This is a genomic window from Streptomyces violaceusniger Tu 4113 (assembly GCF_000147815.2).
Taxonomy (GTDB): domain Bacteria; phylum Actinomycetota; class Actinomycetes; order Streptomycetales; family Streptomycetaceae; genus Streptomyces; species Streptomyces violaceusniger_A.
The window spans coordinates 6741151-6762411 of record NC_015957.1 but is presented as its reverse complement, the minus strand read 5'-3'; the positions used below and the strand labels follow the sequence as shown (position 1 = coordinate 6762411).

Sequence of the window (21261 nt, the reverse complement as noted above, 5' to 3'; positions counted from 1 at the left end):
GAGTAGTACGGCGATCGTCAAACTACACTGGGGTCACGGAACGAGGCGATGAGGAGCAGCCGTGCAGACGCAGACCACGTCGACCGGGCCCCAGCCACAGGCGACGGGGCGCTCGCTGGAGCACCCACGGCGCGAGGCGATCCGCCTCGAGGATGTGCTGCACGCGCTCTCCGACCCCATGCGGATGCGGGTGGTGCGGACGCTCGCCGAGGAGTCCGCCGAGCTGACCTGCTCGGTCATCGACCTGCCGGTCAGCAAGTCCACCACCACCCACCACTTCCGGGTGCTGCGCGAATCCGGGGTGATCCACCAGATCTACCGGGGCACCGCCAAGATGAACGCGCTGCGCCGGGAGGACCTAGACGCGCTGTTCCCTGGTCTGCTCGACAGCGTCCTCGCCGCCGCGGCCCTCCAGGAGGGGCGCCTCGGCGGCGACCGGGGCTGAAGCCCGCCCGCCCGGCAGGTGGTTGAAGAGCAGATTGAGCGCGATCGCGGTGACGCACCCGGCGCTGATCCCGCTGTCCATCACCGTCTGGAACCAGTTCGGGAACTCCTTGTAGATCCCCGGTACGCCGACCGGCAGCAGCCCCACGGCGACCGACACCGCGACCATGGTGAGGTTGTGGTTGTCCCGGAAGTCCACCCCGGCCAGCGTGCGCAGCCCGCTCGCCGCGACCGTACCGAACATCACCAGACCCGCCCCGCCCAGCACCGGGGCCGGGATCGCGGCCACCACCGCGCCCAGCTTCGGGGCCAGCCCGAGCAGCACCAGCATGCCGCCCGCGGCCGCCACCACCCAGCGGCTGCGCACCCGGGTCATCCCCACCAGGCCGACGTTCTGTGCGAAGGCGGTGTACGGGAAGGTGTTGAAGACCCCGCCGAGCACGGTCGCGGTGCCGTCCGCGCGCAGTCCGTCCGCCAGCCGCCGCCGGTCGACCGGGCGCCCGGTCATCTCGCCCACCGCGATGAAGTCGCCCGTGGTCTCGGCCATCGTCACCAGCGCGACGACCAGCATGGACGCAACGGCGGGCGTCTCGAACGTGGGGGAGCCGAAATGGAACGGGGTGGAGACGCCGACCCAGTCGGCATCGCCCACCCCGGAGAAGTCGGTGAAGCCCAGCGGTATCGCGGCCGCCGTCCCGGCCACGATCCCCACCAGCACCGCGACCCGGCTCAGGAAGCCGGGCGCGAAGCGCTGGACGGCCAGGACCACGACCAGCACCCCGGCGGCCAGGCCCAGGTTCTTCGGCGCGCCGAAGTCCGCCGCGCCCTGGCCGCCCGCCGCCCAGTTGCCCGCGACCGGCAGCAGCGACAGGCCGATGATCAGTATCACCGTGCCGGTCACCAGCGGCGGGAAGAACCGCAGCAGCCGCCCGAAGACCGGCGCCAGCAGGATCATCGCCACCCCGGCCACGATCACCGAACCGTAGATCGCGCGCAGCCCGCCGCCCTCGGTGCCGATCAGCACCATCGGGGTGACCGCCGCGAAGGTGCAGCCCTGCATGATCGGCAGCCGGACGCCGAACCGCCACAGCCCCACGCACTGCAGGACCGTGGCGATACCGCACAGCAGCAGATCGGCGTTGATGAGATACGCCAGATCGGCGGGGGACAGCTTCATCGTGCCACCGACGATCAGCGGCACGGCCACCGCGCCCGCGTACATGGCCAGCACATGCTGCAGTCCGAAGGCGGCGAGCCGGCCGGGCGGCGGCACCTCGTCCACGGGATGGCGTATGGACACGGGAGGACGTACGGACGTCATGGCGGCTCCTCGCGCGGCGACAGGATGAGCGACGGGATGGGCGTCGGATCAAGGTGACGCAACCGTAGAAGGCTTCAACAATCTGTTGATTTCAGGGGCGTTGCCGCCGTGTGTCAACCCCTCTGACAGCGCCGACCCGGGGACCGCAGGCAGGGCCCGACCAGCACCCCGCCCGGTTCACTCCTGCTCGCGCGCCGCGCCCAGCAGCCCCATCCAGTCCGGAATCTTCACCTTCGTACGCCCCAGCGCCGCCCCGAGCGCCTCCTCGGCCGCCTCGATCCGCAGCCAGCCGGTCCACTCCACCGGCTCCACCCCCGCCTCGCGCAGCGCCCGCAGCGGATCCGCCGCCACCGGGCGGGCCGCGAGCGCCTCCGCGTCGGCCAGCAGCGAGGCCACGGTCTCCTTCGCACACGGCCGGTTGGTGCCGATCACTCCGGTCGGCCCGCGCTTGATCCACCCCGCCACGTACTCCCCGGACGAGGGCTCGCCGCCGCGCAGCACCCGCCCCGCCGCGTTGGGGACCGTGCCGCGCTCCTCGTCGAACGGCAGCCCCGGCAGCGGCACACCCCGATAGCCCACCGACCGCAGCACCAGCGGCGCCTCGATGTCCTCGAAAACCCCGGTGCCCGCCACCCCGCCGCGCCCGTCCGGCGCGGTCCGCTCGAAGCGCACCGCACGCACCGCGCCCTCGCCAAGCAGCGCCACCGGCCGCAGGAAGAACCGCAGATGGATCCGGCGCGGCCGGCCCACGGGCGGGCGCCGCGCCCAGTCGCGCAGCACCTCGACATTGCGCCGGTTGACCGCCGGCAGCCCCGAGGGGTCCTCGTACCCCGGGTCCAGCGCCAGCTCCTCGGGGCGCACCAGCACCTCCGCGCCGGTCAGCGAGCCCAGTTCACGCAGCTCCTTGGTGGTGAACTTCGCCTGCGACGGCCCGCGCCTGCCGACCATATGGATGTCCGAGACCCGGCTCTCGGACAGCGCGCCGAGGGCGGCGTGCGGCACATCGGTGGGCCGCAGCTCCTCCGCTCCGCGGGCCAGGATGCGCGCCACGTCCACCGCGACATTGCCCACCCCGACGACGACGGCGGAGTCCGCCCCGAGTGCGAAGGCGTCGCCGGTCGCGTCGGGATGGGCGCTGTACCAGGAGACGAAGTCGGTCGCGGAGAAGCTGCCCGCCATCTCCTCGCCGGGAACGCCGAGCCGCCGGTCGGTCGCCGCCCCCACGCAGTAGACCACCGCGTGGTAGAGCTCCAGCAGCCGCTCGGGCACCAGCGGGGGCGGGCCCACATGCACATGGCCGAGAAAGCTGACCCGCGGATGCTCCAGGACCGCGCGCAGCGTGTGCTGCAGCGACTTGATCTTCTCGTGGTCGGGCGCGACACCGTAGCGCACCAGCCCGTACGGACAGGGCAGCCGGTCCAGCACATGCACCGACACCTCGGGGACAGCCTGCTGCTGGACGAGCGCTTGGGCGGCGTACACCCCACTCGGCCCGGATCCGACGACCGCGACGCGAAGCACGAAGGAGCCCCTTCCGCAGGATGTCTCCAGCATCCCACCCGGCGGGGCGCCGTGTCCGGTACTACGCGCCGGGGGACCGGCCCGGATGACGCCTCCCGGCCACCGGTCCACGGGCCCGCGACCGCGCCGCGAGCCCGGCTCGACGAGACCCGGCCCGACGGCCCCGTACGCCCCTGTACGTCCCTTTACATCCCTGTACGGGAGCCGCCTACGAATATCTGCCTACTGCTATCCGCCTACGACATCTGCAGCATCCGCCGGATCTCGCTGCTCTGCTGCGCGATCACATCGCCCGCCATCTCCTCCACCCGGATGTTGTTCCCCTGGGCCAGCACATCCGTGGCCATGGAGACCGCGCCCCGGTGATGGGCGATCATCAGCTTGAGGAAGAGCGCGTCGAAGTCGGCGCCCTCGGCGTCGCGCAGCCGCTCGAGCTCGGCAGCGGTGGCCATTCCCGGCATCTTCGCGTCATGGCCCTCATGGGCGCTGTCGTCGCCCTTCGGAGCGCCGCCGTTGGTCTTCTGCCAGCCGCGCATCGCCTCGATCTCCGGCTTCTGCCCGGCCGCGATGCGCTCCGCGAGCCGCTTGACCTTCGCCGACCCGGCCCGGTCGGTGGCGAGGTCGGTCATCACCAGGGCCTGCGCATGGTGCTCGATCATCATGCGGACGTAGGAGCGGTCGGCCGTGTTGGGGGAGTCGTCGTCCCCCGCCTTCGCCGCCTCCTCGGCCGACAGCTTCTTCGCCGCCTCGCCGGGCTTGCCCGGCGCGATCACCGCGGGCTTCCCGTCCTGGCCCTTTCCGGCGTCGGCCCCGCCGCCGCTCTGCGCGTCACAGCCGGTCAGGACGAGTGCCAGGGCCGCCGCCACGGCGGCCGCGAGGGATGCGGTGTGAAGCGTCGTACGGCGGTTCAACACCGTGGCCTCCTGGGGCGATTGGGATCCGCAGACCGTCTTAGCACGTCAGCGGCGGGACCGATCCGGGTGCGTTGGGAAATTCTCTTTACGAACATGTTGCTACCTGTTGTGGCGTACATGGATAGAGCGATACTTCCCCCGGTCCGTCAACCGTTCAACTCCGAACGGGGGCGGCGACAAAGGGAGGACGCAGTGAAGCCGTGGGAAAGACCTCCGCAGCGGCGCAGATATCTCGGCGCGGCCGCGGCCGCCTTCGGTCTGGTGGCCACCTTGCTGGCCGCGGGCCCGGCGGCCGCGACGCCCGACCCCGGTGACGCCCCGCACAAGGAGCGGGTGACGCAGGGTCAGCAGTCGGAAGCCAGGGCCGCAATCGAGAACGGCGACATCCCCGGCGTGGACCAGGTGGTCCACAGCGACAATGTCAGCCACCTCATCAACATCCCCAAGCAGGACCTCAAGGGCATCAACACCGACCTGGCCTTCCAGGGCAAGTACGCCTTCGCGGGCAACTACGACGGCTTTGTCATCTACGACATCAGCCGGCCGAAGAGCCCGAAGATGGTGAGCCAGGTGCTCTGCCCGGGCTCGCAGAACGATGTGTCGGTCTCAGGAGACCTGCTCTTCCTCTCCACCGACTCCTCGCGCAGCGACAACTCCTGCACCAGCACCACCCAGCCCGCGACCGAGAAGTCCTCCTGGGAGGGCATGAAGGTCTTCGACATCAGCGACAAGCGGAACCCGCAGTACGTCGCCGCCGTCGAGACCTCCTGTGGGTCGCACACCCACACCCTGGTGCCCGAGCGCAAGGACGTGTACATCTACGTCTCCTCGTACGCGCCCAGCGCCACCTTCCCGGACTGCCAGCCCCCGCATGACGGCATCTCCGTCATCAAGGTGCCCCGTAAGGCGCCCGAGAAGGCCGCGGTCATCGACTTCCCCGTGCTCTTCCCGGACGGCGGAAACCCCGGCGGGCCTGCCAACCCCGGCGTCTCGCAGACCACCGGCTGCCATGACCTCACCACGTTCCCCAAGCTGAAGCTGGCGGCGGGCGCGTGCATGGGCGACGGCGTCCTGCTCGACATTGCCGACCCCGCGAAGCCGAGGGTCATCGACCGGGTCGAGGACAACGTCAACTTCGCCTTCTGGCACTCGGCGACCTTCAACGAGCGCGGTACCAAGGTCGTGTTCACCGATGAGCTGGGCGGCGGCGTCGCCGCGACCTGCAACACCGAGGTGGGCCAGGACCGCGGCGCCGACGGCATCTACGACATCGTCGGCAAGGGCGACAAGCGCAAGCTGGTCTTCCGGAGCTACTACAAGATCCCGCGCCACCAGGCCGACACCGAGAACTGCGTCGCCCACAACGGCTCGCTGATCCCGGCCAAGGGCCGCGACATCATGGTCCAGGCGTGGTACCAGGGCGGCGTCTCCGTCTGGGACTTCACCGACTCCGACAGGCCCAAGGAGATCGGCTACTTCGAGCGCGGGCCGCTCTCCAGCGACACGCTCGTCACCGGCGGCTCCTGGTCCGCGTACTACTACAACGGCTACATCTACTCCAACGACATCGAGAAGGGCTTCGATGTCCTGAAGATCCAGGACCGGCGCACCGACAGCGCCGCGTCGGTCCGGCTGCGCGAGCTGAACACGCAGACGCAGCCCGACTACCGCTGAGTGCCCGTCCGTTCACTCCAGCGTGCTCATCCGGCTCCCGTCGGGCGGCTCCTCGCCCGGCGGGAGCCCGAGCTCCCAGTCCAGTCCGTAGCGGTGGAACAGCTCCGCCCGCAGCCGCTCGGGCGGCATCGGCGCGCCCGGCAGCAGCACCGCGACCACCGCGCCCATCAGCAGGGCGCGCAGCAGCCGGTAGTCGGTCTCGGGGTCCTCGGAGCCGTACCGCGTGACGGTGTCCCGCAGCAGACCGGCCAGCCGCTGCTGCTCGGGGCACTGGATGAAGCCCTCGGCCGTGAGGATCCCGGCCATATGCGTCCGCATCAGCCGCGGCCGGTCCCGGGCCAGCCCCAGGATCGCGTCGATCGCCCGCGCCATCACCTCCCGCCCGGTCTCCTCGCCCTCCGGACGCGGCTCCCGCTCGAGCCCCCGGGCCAGCTCCATGTGCATCAGCCGGTGGACGGCCGTCTGCAGTAGCTGCCGCTTGCCCGGGAAGTAGTACGAGATCAGACCGCGGGCCGCTCCGGCCCGGTCGGCGATATGAGCGAGGGTGGTCGCCTCGTAGCCGTGCTCGTCGATCAGCTCGACCGTCGCTTGTAGCAGACGGGCTCGGGATCGGCGGCGCAACTCCTCATTGACCGACGGACTTCGGGGAACCATGCTGAAACTCCTGCGTTGGCTGGCTGTCAGCCAATATACTCAGGCGACGTTCGGTTGTCCGCCGATCCTTCGAGGGCGGCCGTATGTCTCCGCCGGTTCGGGCGGCATGGGGGGATCGCCCGAACCGGTGGGTTCGCCCGGTGGGATCCCTTTCGGGCTTCGTCCCGCGGGGACTAGGGGGCCGTGGCGGCGTCCGGCAGCAGGCCGAGAACCGCGCGCAGGGCGTCCGGACGCCGGTCCACCGGGAGATGGTCCACCAGGTGGACCCGGCAGCCCAGGGCCGCCGCTCCCGCGTCCGCCCGGCGGTCGTCGCCCACCATCACCGCGTCGCCCGGGGCCACGCCCAGCGCGTCGCACGCGGCCTGGAACAGCCTCGGGTCCGGCTTCTGCACCCCGTGCTCGTACGAGAGCGCGTAGGCGTCCACCAGCGGGTCCAGGCCGTGGGCGCGGAAGACCGGGCGCAGGTCCCAGCCGATGTTGCTGACCACCGCGATCCGCACCCCGCGCCGGCGCAGCTCGCCCAGCACCTCGGGGGCGTCGAGGTAGGGCCGCCAGGCCGCGGGCTCCATATGGCGGTCATAGAGGGCGTCGTAGAGCTCGGGGCGGGGCAGCGGCACCTCGCGGGCCATACCGGTGAAGGCGGCCCGATGCAGCTCGGCGCCGCGGTCCCGGACAGCCCACACCTCCTCCAGGTGCGGCGGCACCGCTCGCGGCGGGGCGCCGCCGGGCAGCGCACCGGCCTCCTCCAGGCTCCGCGCGTACCGTACGACCTCCTCGTCCGGGACCGCGGTCGCGCTCCGCTCCAGCACGGTACGGAGCCAGGACTCGGCGGACTCGATTCGGAACAGCGTCCCGGAGAAGTCGAACAACGCGCCCTTGACGGTCATAGCTCACGCTCCCTCGTCTCTGATGCGGCCAGGAGTCAGGACTTCCGGCATCGTATGCCGCGGGTGCGGCCCCGGGGTCGGTCCATGGCGCACCCGTTTCGGCCGTTTTGCAGGCAGATAAATCCCGGCCAAATCACGGCGAAGAGTTTAGGGGAATCATGGGGTGGCGGCCGTTTATGGTCGCGCTGTCGCGGTGATCATATAGGGGTCAATCCCCGTATCTCCGCGAGGAGTCGGGGCAGACATTATCTGCTGAGGGGCGAGGAGGTTGCCGGGAATGGTACGCGACATGATTTTGAGGCAACCGGGGGATGGCCGCAGGTGGGGCACTTGCCGCTCCGGAGCCCGCTGGGACGGGCGCGGAGCGGCGACCGGCCGGGGCGGCTGCTGGTAAACCACCAGCTTTGCGCAGGGGTAGGAATACCGCCGGGTCCATAACCGGTTCAGAGTCTGAGGTGCATTCGCGTCGGCATGCCGCACATCGCCTTTCTCCCGCGCGTCGGCACCGGCGGCGTCCCGCCCTTCTCGGGGTGCGTGGACGAGGCCGCCCGCTCAGTCAGGCACGTTCGCACGGGGGTCGGAAACCGTGCTCATCATGATCGGTGGAAGGTTTCGCTCCGGTTGTGACTCTGCTTGTATGAACGTCAAGAACATGGGCTCCCACCGGAGGTGATCCAGATCAGGGAATCAGCCGCCGTCGGCGCAGCGGTCATCTGTCTCGTCAGAGAAGCCTTCTTCCGCAGGGTGGGATGACTGCGGAGATCAACTCATCGCTCAGACGCACACCCCCACAGCGAGGACTGATGAGTATGGGACTGACAGATCATCAATTCGAGCTTCGCGACGTCCTCGACACGGCAGCGCGGGGCAACGGCGGGCTTCTCCAAGTGACCGGCGGGCCCGGTGTCGGAAAGACCTCCTTATTGGGAAGTCTGAAGGAACAGGCGGCCGAGTCGGGTGCGGTCTGCCTTATGGCGTCCGGATTCGCGGACGACACCGCCGTCCCGTTCAACATAGTGGAACAGCTTATCTGGTCGTCCGCGTTCACGGGTGAATTGGACGTCGTGGCGCGCTGGAGGTCTGCCGGAGAGCGGTATTCGGAAGCCGAACCCGGCATGCTGAGAAGCCTGGTCCGTGAAATATCCGATGTGCTGCACCGTATCGCGGGCGGCAAGCAACTGATCATCGCGGTTGACGATGCCGAGCATGCCGACTACCCCTCCCTCATGTGCCTTCTGCATATCGCCAGGCATGCCTCCCGCACCCGCACGCTCGTCGTGATGACCAGCGGGCAGACGCATCAGTTGTGTGCCGGGACGCACAGCTTCCCCGAGCTCTACAAGATCAAGATCGATCCACTTCCGGAATCCGGGGTCGGGCACCTGCTGGAGCGGCACAGCGACGCCGACCTGGCCGACCGGATCCGCGCCTCCTGCCACGCCGTCAGCGGTGGCAATCCACGGCTGGTCAAGGCCCTGCTGTGGGACCATCTCCAAGCCGCTCCGGGCGGGTCGGAGACAACTGTCACCGTCGCCGCGGAGTTCCAGGAGACCTATCGCGGGTGCCTGTTATCCCATCCGGCGTTGCTCCAGGTGGCACAGGCCCTCGCGGTGCTGGACCGGTACGGCAGCCCGTGGCGGGTGGCCCATCTGCTCGCATGCGGCCAGGAACGCGCGGCCCGGGCCATCACCGTCATGAACTCCGCGGGACTGCTGGAGGACGGACGTTTCCGGCACCCCGCGGCGCGGTACGTCACGCTGGAGACGCTGCGGGCGGAGGACCGGGCCCGCCTCAGCGCGAAAGCGGCCGAACTTCTGTATGCCGACGGGGCCGACCCGATCGCGGTGGCGGAACTCCTGGTCATCGCCGATAAAACGCCCGACCAAAAAGGCGTCACCGTGCTCTGGCACGCGGCCCAGAAGAATCTCGACCACGGCCGTACGGAGGAAGCGATCGCCGGCCTGCGGCTCGCCGCCCGTGCGGACCTCGGCCGGCGGGAGCACCTGGACATTCTCATGGCGCTGGTCGGCGCGTTATGGTCCAGCAACCCGGCGACCGCCGAACCCGAACTCGACCGCCTGATGGACGCGATACGGGAGGAATTCCCCGCGGACATCCCCGAGCAATATCTGTGCTTCCTGCTCTTCATGGTGCTCTGGTTCGGCCGGTTCAGCGACGGGGAAGAAGCCTTCAAGTGGCTGTCGGGCGGTGGTGACACCGATAATGCGTCCAGCATGGCCGCTCTGCGGGTGACCCGACAGTGGGCCACCTTCCTCAAACCCACCTTGATTCATGACTTCCCCGACCAGGCTCCCTCGGACGGGGAAGTCGATGGACTGTGGGCGGCCAACCTGGAGCACGGTCTGCAGCTCTCCGTCGGCGAACTGGGCATGGAAATCGGGCATTTCCAGGATCCCCGGCAGGTGGCGGACTTCTCTCCCGATGCCATGCATCTGTTGTCGCCTTCCAACCACTTCTGGTTCGCGTACGCATACGCCTGCCGGATGGTCTGGGCACTGGCCGCACGAGGAGAAGCGGAAACGGCGGACCGGCTGTGCGGCGCGCTTTTCACCGCGGCCGACAAGCTGAACATGAAGACGCCCGGCGCCGTCGCCCTCTCCATGCGCGCCTACATCAGATGCCGCCATGGGGACTTCACCTCGGCCATCGAACTCGCCGGCACCGCGCTGAAGTCCATCCCCCCGCGCGGCTGGGGCGTCGCCATCGGATTACCGCTCTCCGTTCTGGTGGCGGCCCACACCGCCATCGGAAAACTCGATGAGGCCCAGCGATATCTGCATTACTGGGTGCCGAAGGAAATGTTCGACAGCGTTGTGGGATTGGAGTACCTCCGGGCTCGCGGACAGTACTGCCTGGCCACCAACCGCCCCTACGCCGCACTGAACGATTTCATGGTGAGCGGGATGCTGATGGACCAGTGGCCCGTCGACTTCGGCGACCTGGCGCCCTGGCGCATCGACGCCGCCGAGGCGTATCTGCATGTCCAGGAGCCGGCGGAGGCCAAAAGACTCGCCCTGGAAGAACTCAAGCTCTCGCCCGACCGCCCCTTGAGCACCCGTGGCCGAGCGCTGCGCGTTCTGGCCATGGCCGAGGACCCGGACAAGCGCAGGCTGCTCCTCTACCAGTCCGCCAAGTGTCTGCGCCAGCACGGCGACCGTTTCGAACTCGCCCGTACGCTCGCCGAGCTCAGCCAGGACTTCCTCAGCACCGGGGAAACCCAACAGGCGCGCGGCACCTGGCATGAGGTGCAGAAGCTGATGGACGAGTGCGGGATCAGCGCCCAGCACGAGAGCCGCAGGGACCTCGTCGTGGACGGCGCCGAGAGCCCCGCGGACGCTCGGCAGTCGGAAGCTGCCCGGGACGCCGGGGAGCCCGAGGAGCGAGACCCCGGCGCATCGGCCGAAGGGGCGGAGCAGCCCGTTCTCTCGGAGGCAGAGTGGCGCGTGGCGACACTGGCCGCGTCGGGGATGTCGAACCGGCAGATCGCCAAGAGCCTCTACATCACGGTCAGCACCGTGGAGCAGCATCTGACCCGCATCTACCGCAAGCTCTCCGTCGGAAATCGGCAGGAGCTGTCGCGTCGCCTGTGGCAGCTCATCGGAGCCACCGGATCGTCCTCCTGCTGAGCGTCCTGCCGCCGAGGCGCGGGGGATACCTGCCCCCAAGCCAAGGGGGCATAGGGGAGTGGTTAGGGGAGTGGGGACCCGGTGCGCGGACCAGACTTGTCCATCCGTAGGGCGGCGCAGTGGTGGCGACGAAGCGACTGACGGGACGGACAGGCATGGACGAGATACGCGACTACCCCGAATTGCGGGCTGCTGCATGCCCGTTCTCACCCCCGCCGGGATACGAGGAGCTGCGCGAGCGGTCCGCCGTCACGCGGGTGCGGATGTGGGACGGCAGCACCCCGTTTCTCGTCACCGGCTATCACGAGGCGCGGGCCGCGCTCGGCGACAGCAGGTTCAGCGCCGACGGCACGCACAAGGCGATGCCCCGCTTCGTGAAGTTCGAGGTGCCGGCCGAGGTGTTCAACCTCGGGAGGATGGACGATCCGGAGCACGCCCGGATCCGCCGCATGCTCACCGCGAACTTCACCATCCGGCGCACCGAGGCGATGCGGCCGATGATCCAGGGCATCGTCGACGGCCTCCTGGACCGGCTGATCGCCCAGGGCCCGCCGGCCGATCTGGTGGCCGACTTCGCCTTCCCCCTGCCGTCCCAGGTGATCGGCGTGATGCTGGGGGTCTCGGACGCCGACTTCGCGGAGTTCCAGCAGGCGTCGCAGGGCGTCATGGACTTCACCGCGTCGGCCGAGGAGATGGGCACCGCGCTCGGCGTCATGGTGGACTACGTCAGCCGGATGTGCGCGGCCAAGCGCGCCGACCCGGGAGACGACCTCCTCAGCCGGCTCATCGTCGACCAGGAGCCGACGGGCGGGCTCACCCAGCAGCAGGTGGTCGCCACCGCCCTGGTGCTGCTGCTGGCCGGACACGAGACCACCGCCAACATGATCGCCCTGTCCACCGTCCTGTTGCTGAGCCACCCCGACCAGCTCGCCCGGCTGCGGGCGGATGCCGGGCTGATGGGCAACGCGGTGGACGAACTGCTCCGGTACATCACGATCGTCCAGGAAGGCACCGGACGGGTGGCCGTCGAGGACGTCGAGGTCGGCGGCGTGCTCATCCCGGCCGGTGAAGGGGTGATCATCAATCTGCCCAGCGCCAACCGCGACCCCCACTTCGCGGACGCCCACGAACTGGACCTGAGCCGGTCCAACGCCCGCGAGCATGTCGCGTTCGGCTTTGGCGTGCACCAGTGCCTGGGGCAGACCCTCGCCCGGGTCGAGCTCCAGATCGCTCTGGAGACCCTGCTGCGCCGACTGCCCACGCTGCGCCTGGAGGCCCCGTTCGACGACCTGGCGTTTCTGTACGAGTCGATGAACTTCGGCGTCGCCCGTGTGCCCGTCGCCTGGTGACCGCGGAACGGATGACAGAAGGATGATGAGGGGAACACGATGGTGAAGGTCTCGGTGGATCAGGGGAAGTGCTGCGCGGCCGGGCATTGCGCGCTGGCGGCGCCGGAGGTTTTCGACCAGCGGGAGGAGGACGGGACCGTGGTCCTGCTGGATGCGCGGCCGCCACTCGCGCTGCGCGACAGCGTCGCCGAAGCGTCGTTCCTGTGCCCCGCCGCCGCGATCGCGGTCGAGGACTGAAAGGGCTCCGCACCCGATTCCGGCCCCGGCGAGACGGGTTCTCGCCGGGGCCGCGTCAGCGATGGGAAGGCAGTCTTGACCACGTCGACTTCCACTCCGGCCGCCCACTCCGCTTCCCCTGCCCGGCAGGTCACCGTCGGGCTGGCCGACCGCTCCTACACCGTTCACATCGGCCACGGTGTGCAGCGGCTGCTCCCACAGGTGGTGGCCGCCCTCGGCGCGCGCAGGGCGGTGGTGGTCACCGCGCGGCCCGCCGAGCAGACCCCCGACCCAGGAGTGCCCTCGCTCGTCGTACCCGCCCGCGACGGGGAGGAGGCCAAGGACCTGGCCGCCGTGACGGACCTGTGCCGCCGGTTCGTCGGATTCCGACTGACCCGCTCGGATGTGGTGGTGTCCTGCGGCGGCGGCACCACGACCGACACGGTGGGCCTGGCCGCCGCCCTCTACCACCGCGGCACACCGGTCGTACACGTGCCGACCTCGCTGCTCGCCCAGGTGGACGCGAGCGTCGGCGGAAAGACCGCGGTGAATCTGCCCGAGGGCAAGAACCTGGTCGGCGCCTACTGGCAACCCGCGGCCGTGCTCTGCGACCTCGAGCACCTGAAAACCCTGCCCGAACGGGAGTGGCGCAACGGCCTCGGTGAGATCGCCCGCTGCCACTTCATCGGCGCGCCCGATCTCGACGGGCTGCCGCTGCTCGACCAGATCTCGGCCAGTGTGACGCTCAAGGCGGGCATCGTCGCCGCGGACGAACGCGACTCGGGCCTGCGCCACCTCCTCAACTACGGACACACCTTGGGGCATGCGCTGGAACGTGCCACCGGGTTCGCGCTGCGGCACGGCGAGGGCGTGGCCATCGGCACGGTCTTCGCCGGCCGGCTCGCGGGCGCGCTGGGGCGCATCGGCCCGGAACGGGCCGCCGAGCACCATGACGTCGTCGCCCGCTACGGCCTGCCGACCGGACTGCCCCCGGATGTCTGCGTGTCCGAGCTGGTGGAGCTGATGCGCCTGGACAAGAAGGCCACCGACGGGCTGACGTTCGTCCTGGACGGCCCCGAGGGGCCCGGACTGGCACGCGGGATACCCGAGGACACCGTCAGCGCCACCCTCGCGGCGATGCCCCGCAAGCCCGCGTGGTGATACGCCACGGTATCCGAGCCACCGGGACGTTTCAGATGTTTCTCCGCATACGTTTTAGGGGCGCACGGAGTCGATAGGGGGTTGACCGTGCGGCGCCCGCCACGGATAACTGAACGGCGCGAAGAAGAGAACGAGATGTGGTGGGGCGGGTTAGGGGGCGGAGGTTCCGGTAGGGGTTGAGGCCGGCAGGGGCGTGCTGATGGAATCGTGTCCCGATCAACAATTTGGTCTGACTCAAGGGCCGCGAGTCCGCATTCCGTCGACCTCGATCGGGGACCATCACCATGCCCTACAGCTATGCCATGCCGGTGAATAGCGAGCCGAATTCCCGTCCGCTGGGCGGGGTATTGAATACCGCGGTGCACCTCGGACATCCATTCGGTGACTCTTTGGTGCGGCCCGGGCAGGCTCTTCTCGTGGACGGACCGCTGGCATGCGGGAAGACGACCCTGCTCCGGTCGTTCGCCGAGCGAGCCTCGGAGGCCGGCTATCTCGCCGTCACGGCGACGTGTTCCCCCAGCGAGCGGGACCTTCCCTTCGGCGTCGTCTCGCAATTGGCCCGCGGCGCCTGGAAGTCACCGGGCGGGCCGCCCGAGGTACCGGGGCTGCCGGACATCCTCCACGGGGCCGGCGATCCGGTGGACCAGGCCGAGATCGCCCGGCTGTGCCACCGGCTGTGCACCTCGCTGATCGACCACGCGGAACACACGCCGCTGCTCCTCGCCGTGGACGACGTGCGGCACAGCGACCCGGCCTCCGCCCACTTCCTCCTGCAACTGGTACGGCGCCTGGACTCGACGCGCATCGCGGCCGTATTCACCGACGATTTGAGCCTGCCCTCGTCCCTGCCGCTCCGCTACGAACTGCTGCGCGCCCAGCACCTGCGCCGCATCGGCCTGGGCCCGCTTGCCCCCGGCCAGGTGGCCGAAGTGGTCGTGGCGGAGCTGGGGGAGACCGCGCGCCGCCACGTCGGCGACATCTGCGCCGCCACCGGTGGCAACCGGCTGCTGCTGCACACTCTGCTGTCCGACTACCGCGAGCACGGCGAGGCCCGCCAGACCGGCTACGGCCAGTCCTTCCTGAGCTGCCTGCACCGCAATGAGCCGATCTTCCTGGACGTGGTGCGCGCGCTGGCCGTGGTGGGCTCCGCCCTGCCCGCCGCCGACCTCGCCTGGATGACCGGACACGAGCCCGAGCCCATCAGCCAGGTGCTTGCGGCGCTGACCGGCGCCGGGCTGATGGACGAGGGCGAGTTCCGGCAGGAGGCGGCCCGGTTGAGCGTGCTCAACGACATGCCGGCGCAGGCGCGCAGGACCCTGCACCAGCGGGCCGCGCGGCTGCTGCACGACCAGGGCAGGCCAGCCACCACGATCGCCCGTCATCTGGTGCGGGCCGGGCAGATCCCCGACTCGTGGTCGGCGGAGGTGCTTCTGGAGGTGGCCGAGCAGGTGGCGGTGGGCGAAGAGGCGTCCATCGCCGTCGACTTACTGGAGCAGTCCTTCGAGCAATGCCCGCACGAAGAGCGCCGCGCCGTCTTGCAGGCGAAGCTCGCCGAGGCGGAATGGAAGATCAATCCGTCCACCGCCACTCGGCACCACGCACCGCTGTACGGCGCCGTCCGCGCCGGCCGGCTCGGCCTCCCCGACAGCGTCACCCTGCTCATGCAGCTCCTGTGGAAGGGAGGGCTGAGCGAGGTGGAGGGGCTGCTCGCCCACCTGCGCGAGGACCCCGCGGCCACGGACCAGCTCCATGCCATCGAGGCGGCACTCACCTGCACTTATCCCTGGCTGGCGGAGCGGCGGGTGGCCCCGGCCCACCACGGTGGCTCCGCGGCGACACGGGCGGCGGTGTGGCCCCGGGCCGGCACGGTTCTGGCCGACGTGCTCACCGGCGGGCAGAGCCATCACACCGTCCGCCGGGCCGAGGAGGTGCTGCGCGAACTGCAGCTCGGACACGACCCGGCATGCCACGAACAGGCGGGGCTGTTCGCCCTGCTCGCCCTGGTCTACGGCGGCCGGAACGACCTGGCGTCCGCCTGGTGCGAGGGTGCGCTCGGCGAGACCGGTGGGGGACCGCACGTCCCGATGCGGCAGGCGGTGCTGTCGGCGGCCAGGTCGGAGATCGCGCTGCGCCGCGGTGACCTCGCCGAGGCCGCGGAGCAGTCCCGCGCCGCCCTCACCCACGCCTCCCCCGGGGCTTGGGGCGTCGCGATCGGGCTGCCGCTCGGCGCCCTCATCCTGGCGTGTACGCGGATGGGGCGGCACGAGGAGGCGGGGTTCCATGTCGCGCAGACCGTACCCAACGCCATGTTCAAAAGCTCCTACGGGCTCCACTACCTGTACGCGCGCGGCCACTACTTCCTGGCGGCGGGCCGGCACCAGGCCGCGCTCGCGGACTTCCTGCTGTGCGGCGAACTGCTCACCGACTGGGGGCTGAGCAGCGGCTGCGACCCGGTGCCGTGGCGGATCGGGGCGGCGGAGGCATGGCTCGCGCAGGGCAACCACGACCAGGCCCGGATCCTGGTGTATCAGCAGCTCAGCCGTCCGCACACGGACGGCGCCCGGGCCCGCGGGCAGTCGTTGCGTCTTCTGGCGGCCACCAGTTCGGCGAAGCGGCGGCCGCAGTTGCTCAACGAGGCGGTGGGCCTGTTCACCGAGCAGGAGGACAAGTACGAGCTGGCCCGCACGCTGTGGGACCTCAGCCAGGCGTACCACGCGCTCGGCGAGAAGAAGCAGGCCCGCCGGACCATGCGCCGGGCCTGGCATGTGGCGAAGATGTGCGACGCGGCGTCGCTGTACGAGGAGTGGCTGCCGGCCGACAACCAGCACGATGCCACCGCACCAACGCCGAAGTCGGACACCGCGATCGAGCGGCTGACGCACTCCGAACGGCGTGTCGCGTCGCTGGCCGCCATGGGCTACACCAACCGGGAGATCGCCGGGAAGCTGTACGTCACGGCCAGCACGGTGGAGCAGCATCTGACCCGGGTGTTCCGCAAGCTGGACATCAAGCACCGGGAGCAACTGCCCACCGAACTGTACGTCGACCGGATGGAGTTGGCGTGACGGCGGCGCCGCGCGCCTGACAGCGGAGCCGCGCGCGGACGGCCATGTCCCGGGAGGGCCCCGGAACATGGCCGTCAGACGTTCAGACGTTCAGCCGCGCAGACCCTCAGACGTTCAGCCGCTCAGTCGCGGAGTCAGCGCTTGACCGCGAGCGTGATGCCGTCTCCCACGGTGAGCATGCTGATCTCGACGCGGCCATCCTCCCGGAGCAGCTTGTTGACCTCGCGCAGGGCGGCCGTGTCGGCGTCCTGCGCGGCGGGGTCGGTCACCCGGCCGAAGAAGAGGGTGTTGTCCAGGACGATGAGCCCGCCACGCCGGAGCATCGCCAGCGACTCCTCGTAATAGTGCGCATAACCGGTCTTGTCCGCGTCGATGAAGACCAGGTCGAACTCCCGGCCCTCCCGCCGCAGTCCGGCCAGTGTCTCCTTCGCGTCACCGATGCGCACGTCGATGCGGTCCGCCACGTCGGCGCGCTCCCAGAACGGGCGGCCGAGCCCCGGCCACTTCGCCGTGATGTCGCAGGTCACCAGCGTGCCGTCGGCCGGCAGGGCCCGCGCCATGCACAGCGTGCTGTAACCGGTGAAGGTGCCGATCTCCAACACCGAACGGGCGCCGACGAGCCTCACCAGCAGCCCGAGGAGCTGGCCCTCCTCGGGCATCACCTGCATGGCCTGGGCGGCGGGCAGACCCGCGGTCTCCGCCCGCAGCCCGGCCAGAATCTCGTCATCGCGCAGGGACAGTTCCCGGACATATCCGAGAATTTCTTCGGTCACGTCGACTTGCTGAGCCATCGGATTTCCGCACCCCGCAAAGCTGAAAAGGGAAGGTTCAGGGAAAGGCAATGCGGCCCATGCTAAGAATCCGTCGACGCGCCGCGCAATGGCGTCTTTCAGAATGCTGGTACTCATATTCCGGCTGAGGGGGGTATAGGGGGGATCCTTAGGGGATTTGTGTGACCGCCCGGAGAATACCGTGAACGCGGAAGCGCGTGTCATGGTCGGCACGTTGTTCACAACGCGCTGCGGAGGCGATTGATGAGCGGAGATGCGGAAGCGCCGCGGCTCACGGTGCTGGGCGCAGGAACGATGGGACTGGGAATCACCTCTCTCGCCGTCGGGCATGGAATCCCGGTGACGGTCGTCGAGGTGGACGAGGCCAAGGCCGGCCGAACACGGGCCGCGGTCACCGAACGGCTCCGCATGGCCCAGCTCATGGGAGCCCTGCCGGCCGGCCGCCCGCAGGGCGAGCTGACGGTCACCGCGTCCCTGGCCGACGGCCGGAACGCCACCGCCGTGGTGGAGGCCGTCACCGAGGACACCCCCACCAAGGCCAAGGTGCTCGAAGCGGTCGCCGGGCTCACCGGAGCGCGGGTGCCGCTGATCTCGAACACCTCCTCCATCCCGATCGACGAACTGGCCGGTCATATCGCCGATCCGGCACGGCTGGTCGGCACCCACTTCATGAACCCGCCGTATCTGATCCCCACGGTGGAGGTGATCCGCGGCCCCCGTACCGGGGAAGCGGTGATGACCGCCGTGACGGATCTGCTGCGTGCGCTGGAGCGCAAGCCGGTCGTCGTCGGCGACGGGCCGGGGTTCGTCACCAGCCGGGTGCTGCACCCGATGATCAACGACGCGATCCGGGTGGTGCAGGAGGGCACGGCGACGGTGGAGGCCGTGGACGTACTCATGCGGGACTGTCTGGGCCACCGCACCGGGCCGCTGCGCACCGCGGACCTGATCGGCCTGGACAACCTCGCCGACTCGCTGCGCGTGCTGCAGATACGCACCGGCGACTCGCGGTGCGCGCCATGCGAACTGCTGCTGAAGAAGGTCCGCGACGGCCACCTGGGCCGCAAGTCGGGCCGCGGGTTCTACGCATACGGGAAGGAACTGGCGTGACCATCTCATCCGAGCCGGGCAGCCACACCGCCGAGACGGTGGCGCAGGAGGTGCAGCAGTTCCTCGAACAGCGCACCAAGCAGACCTGGGACCCGGACACCGACCTGTTCAGCACCGGCGCCGTGTCCTCGATGTTCGCCATGGAGCTGGTCGTGCACCTGGAGTCGACCTTCGACGTGGTGATCACCGGCCCCGACCTGGCGCTGGACAACTTCCGCACGGTCAACGCGATGACCGCGATGGTCCTGCGACTGCGCGGGGCACAGCCGTGACCGACGCCGCCACCAGCCATACGGAGCTGGTCAGCGGGTTGATCGGGGACCGGGCCGACGCCTGGGACCTGGCCGGGGAGCTGCCCCGCGACCTCCTGGTCAAACTCGGCGCCTCCGGTGTGCTGTGCGCACAGGTCGGCGCCGAGCACGGCGGCACCGGACTGGACAGCCGTGCCAACGGGGAGCTCACCGCGGCGGTCGGCGCCCGCTGCAGCTCGCTGCGCAGCGTGATGACGTCCCAGGGCATGGCGGCATGGACCGTACGGCGGCTGGGCGGCGCGGAGCAGTGGGGCACCTTTCTGCCCCGGCTGACCTCCGGTGACCTGGCGGCGGTCGGATTCAGCGAGCCCGGGGCGGGCAGCGACCTGGCGGCGATGGAGACCGAGATCGCCGACGACGGCACACACGTGGTCGTCACCGGGCGCAAGGTGTGGATCACCGCCGCGCACTACGCCGATCTGCTGGTGGTGTTCGGGAAGTACCGTGGCGGCGCCGCGGCCGTGGTCGTGCCCGCCCAGGCCCCCGGAGTCAGCGTCACGCGGGTGCCGGACCCGCTGGGCTGCCGCGCCGCCGGCCACGCGGACATCACCCTGAACGCGGTCCGCGTACCCGCCGGCCACGTACTCGGTGGCACCGGACTGCCGCTGCCCCTGGCGACCACCGCGGCGCTCACCTACGGGCGCATGTCCGTGGCGTGGGGGTGCGTCGGCATCCTGCGCGCCTGCCTGGACGCCGCCGCCACGCACACCGCCACCCGGGAACAGTCCGGCCGCAGACTCGCCGAGCACCAGCTCGTGGCCCGGCACCTGGCCGAGCTGTACGTCGCGGAGCGGCACGCCACCCGGGCCTGCGAACACGCCAGCGCCTCCTGGGACACCGGCTCGCCCGACATGGCGGTCGACGCGGTGCACGCGAAGTACGTCGCGTCCCGCGAGGCGGCCGAGGGCGCGGCACGCGCCGTACAGCTCCTGGCGTCGGCCGCGGCCTCCGACGGCCATGTGGTGGCCCGGGCCTACCGCGACGCGAAGCTGATGGAAGTCATCGAGGGCACCAGCGAGATCTGCCAGCTCGTCCTCGCCCAGCACATGCGGAAGAAGGCGCAAGCATGACGGAGGGGAAGCCCGTGAGCGAGCCGCCGACGGCCGTCAAATGTCTCGTCTGGGACCTGGACAACACACTGTGGCGCGGCACCCTGCTCGAAGACGGCGAGGTGCTGCCGTTCGAGTGGGTGCGCGATGTCATCACCACCCTCGACGAACGCGGCATTCTCCAGTCGATCGCCAGCAAGAACGACCACGACCACGCCTGGGGGCGCCTGGAGGCGCTGGGCCTCGCCGAGTACTTCGTACTGCCGCACATCGGCTGGGGCCCCAAGTCCGCATCGGTACGCGCCATCGCCGATCGGCTGAACTTCGCCGACCGCGCCATGGCGTTCGTCGACGACCAGCCCGCCGAACGGGCCGAGGTCACCTACCGGCTCCCCGAGGTGCGCTGCTACGCGGCCGAGGACCTGGCCGGGCTCACCGGGCTGCCCGAGTTCAGCCCCGCCGTGGTCACCGTGGACTCGCGGCAGCGCCGGAACATGTACCAGTCCGGGTTCCGCCGTGACGCCGAGCGGGCCGAGTTCAGCGGCCCCGACGAGGACTTCCTGCGCACCCTGGACATACGGATGGGCATCTCCCGCGCCACGGAGCGGGAGCTGTCCCGGGTCGAGGAACTGACCCTGCGCACCAGCCAGATGAACGCCACCGGTGTGCACTACGCCGACTCCGTACTGCGCGGACTGCTCACCGACCCCTCACACGAGGTGCTGGTCATCACGATGGCCGACCGGTTCGGCCCGCACGGCGCCGTCGGCATCGTGCTGCTGGAACGGCACCCCGCGGTGTGGCATCTGAAACTGCTCGCCACCTCCTGCCGGGTGGTCTCCTACGGCGCCGGGTCCACCCTGCTGAACTGGCTGGCCGATCAGGCGGCGCGGGCCGGGGTGCACCTGGCCGCCGATTTCCGGCGGACCGATCGCAACCGGATGATGGAGGTCGCCTACCGCTTCGCCGGGTTCGCCGACACCACCTGCGCGTGCACCGCCGCCCTCGCGGTCCCCGACGAGGAGGGGGTCGAACGCCTCCACCTCATCCCCACGTTCCAGCCGGCCCCGACGACGCTGCGGCTGACGGCGCCTGAGCTCGCCGACGCGGCGCTGCCGCGCTCCCGGTGACCGGCGGGCGTCTTCCG

The 21261-nt window shown here is 70.0% G+C and carries 17 protein-coding genes; 11 read left to right on the top strand and 6 right to left on the bottom strand.

Annotated elements, in window-relative coordinates:
* Positions 1-61: 61 nt before the first annotated feature.
* Positions 62-445: an ArsR/SmtB family transcription factor gene (locus STRVI_RS27390; protein ID WP_014058883.1), complete on the top strand. Its 384-nt coding sequence runs from the start codon at positions 62-64 to the stop codon at positions 443-445.
* On the opposite strand, the gene STRVI_RS27385 is transcribed toward STRVI_RS27390, so the two are convergent.
* From STRVI_RS27385 to STRVI_RS27375, 3 genes are all read right to left on the bottom strand, one after another.
* Positions 359-1765, bottom strand: a complete 1407-nt coding sequence (locus STRVI_RS27385) for a nucleobase:cation symporter-2 family protein (RefSeq protein WP_014058882.1) — start codon at positions 1763-1765, stop codon at positions 359-361. The genes STRVI_RS27390 and STRVI_RS27385 overlap by 87 nt on opposite strands.
* 177 nt (positions 1766-1942) lie before the next feature.
* Complete coding sequence (locus STRVI_RS27380) at positions 1943-3286, bottom strand: FAD-dependent oxidoreductase (RefSeq protein WP_043239911.1); 1344 nt, start codon at positions 3284-3286, stop codon at positions 1943-1945.
* A gap of 236 nt (positions 3287-3522) precedes the next feature.
* Positions 3523-4200: a DUF305 domain-containing protein gene (locus STRVI_RS27375; protein WP_014058880.1), complete on the bottom strand. Its 678-nt coding sequence runs from the start codon at positions 4198-4200 to the stop codon at positions 3523-3525.
* Positions 4201-4392: 192 nt separating this feature from the next.
* Between STRVI_RS27375 and STRVI_RS27370 the strand changes: the two genes are divergently transcribed.
* Positions 4393-5874 (top strand): LVIVD repeat-containing protein, encoded by a 1482-nt coding sequence (locus STRVI_RS27370; protein WP_014058879.1) that lies wholly within the window; start codon positions 4393-4395, stop codon positions 5872-5874.
* Positions 5875-5886: 12 nt separating this feature from the next.
* Here the strand turns inward: STRVI_RS27370 and STRVI_RS27365 are convergent, their stop codons facing one another.
* Positions 5887-6528, bottom strand: coding sequence for a TetR/AcrR family transcriptional regulator (locus STRVI_RS27365; protein WP_014058878.1), 642 nt, complete (start codon positions 6526-6528; stop codon positions 5887-5889).
* 173 nt (positions 6529-6701) lie between these two features.
* On the bottom strand, positions 6702-7415 hold the full coding sequence (locus STRVI_RS27360; protein ID WP_014058877.1) for an HAD family hydrolase: 714 nt from the start codon (positions 7413-7415) through the stop codon (positions 6702-6704).
* A gap of 809 nt (positions 7416-8224) precedes the next feature.
* On the opposite strand from STRVI_RS27360, the gene STRVI_RS27355 reads away from it, so the two are divergent.
* The 5 genes from STRVI_RS27355 to STRVI_RS27335 all read left to right on the top strand — a co-directional run bounded on the left by STRVI_RS27355 (position 8225) and on the right by STRVI_RS27335 (position 16853).
* Entirely contained in the window at positions 8225-11062 is a 2838-nt protein-coding gene (locus STRVI_RS27355) for a helix-turn-helix transcriptional regulator (protein WP_014058876.1), read from the top strand.
* 155 nt (positions 11063-11217) lie between these two features.
* Positions 11218-12411 (top strand): cytochrome P450, encoded by a 1194-nt coding sequence (locus STRVI_RS27350; RefSeq protein ID WP_014058875.1) that lies wholly within the window; start codon positions 11218-11220, stop codon positions 12409-12411.
* A gap of 42 nt (positions 12412-12453) precedes the next feature.
* Positions 12454-12648, top strand: coding sequence for a ferredoxin (locus STRVI_RS27345; RefSeq protein ID WP_043239908.1), 195 nt, complete (start codon positions 12454-12456; stop codon positions 12646-12648).
* A gap of 75 nt (positions 12649-12723) precedes the next feature.
* Complete coding sequence (locus tag STRVI_RS27340) at positions 12724-13788, top strand: 3-dehydroquinate synthase family protein (protein WP_014058873.1); 1065 nt, start codon at positions 12724-12726, stop codon at positions 13786-13788.
* Positions 13789-14072: 284 nt separating this feature from the next.
* Positions 14073-16853 (top strand): helix-turn-helix transcriptional regulator, encoded by a 2781-nt coding sequence (locus STRVI_RS27335; RefSeq protein WP_014058872.1) that lies wholly within the window; start codon positions 14073-14075, stop codon positions 16851-16853.
* A gap of 134 nt (positions 16854-16987) precedes the next feature.
* On the opposite strand, the gene STRVI_RS27330 is transcribed toward STRVI_RS27335, so the two are convergent.
* Entirely contained in the window at positions 16988-17644 is a 657-nt protein-coding gene (locus tag STRVI_RS27330; RefSeq protein WP_014058871.1) for an O-methyltransferase, read from the bottom strand.
* A gap of 243 nt (positions 17645-17887) precedes the next feature.
* Between STRVI_RS27330 and STRVI_RS27325 the strand changes: the two genes are divergently transcribed.
* The 4 genes from STRVI_RS27325 to STRVI_RS27310 are packed head-to-tail and all read left to right on the top strand — an operon-like array spanning position 17888 to position 21244.
* Positions 17888-18754 carry a 3-hydroxyacyl-CoA dehydrogenase family protein gene (locus tag STRVI_RS27325; RefSeq protein WP_014058870.1) on the top strand — a complete coding sequence of 289 codons (867 nt, stop codon included), beginning with the start codon at positions 17888-17890 and terminating at the stop codon, positions 18752-18754.
* A complete protein-coding gene (locus STRVI_RS27320; protein ID WP_014058869.1) occupies positions 18751-19026 on the top strand; it encodes an acyl carrier protein in 276 nt (91 codons plus the stop codon). The genes STRVI_RS27325 and STRVI_RS27320 overlap by 4 nt, the downstream gene beginning before the upstream one ends.
* The gene (locus tag STRVI_RS27315) at positions 19023-20135 is read left to right on the top strand and encodes an acyl-CoA dehydrogenase family protein (RefSeq protein WP_014058868.1); all 1113 of its coding nucleotides are present in this window, start codon (positions 19023-19025) and stop codon (positions 20133-20135) included. Before STRVI_RS27320 ends, STRVI_RS27315 begins: the two co-directional genes overlap by 4 nt.
* On the top strand, positions 20132-21244 hold the full coding sequence (locus STRVI_RS27310) for an HAD-IIIC family phosphatase (protein ID WP_014058867.1): 1113 nt from the start codon (positions 20132-20134) through the stop codon (positions 21242-21244). Before STRVI_RS27315 ends, STRVI_RS27310 begins: the two co-directional genes overlap by 4 nt.
* Positions 21245-21261 lie beyond the last annotated feature (17 nt).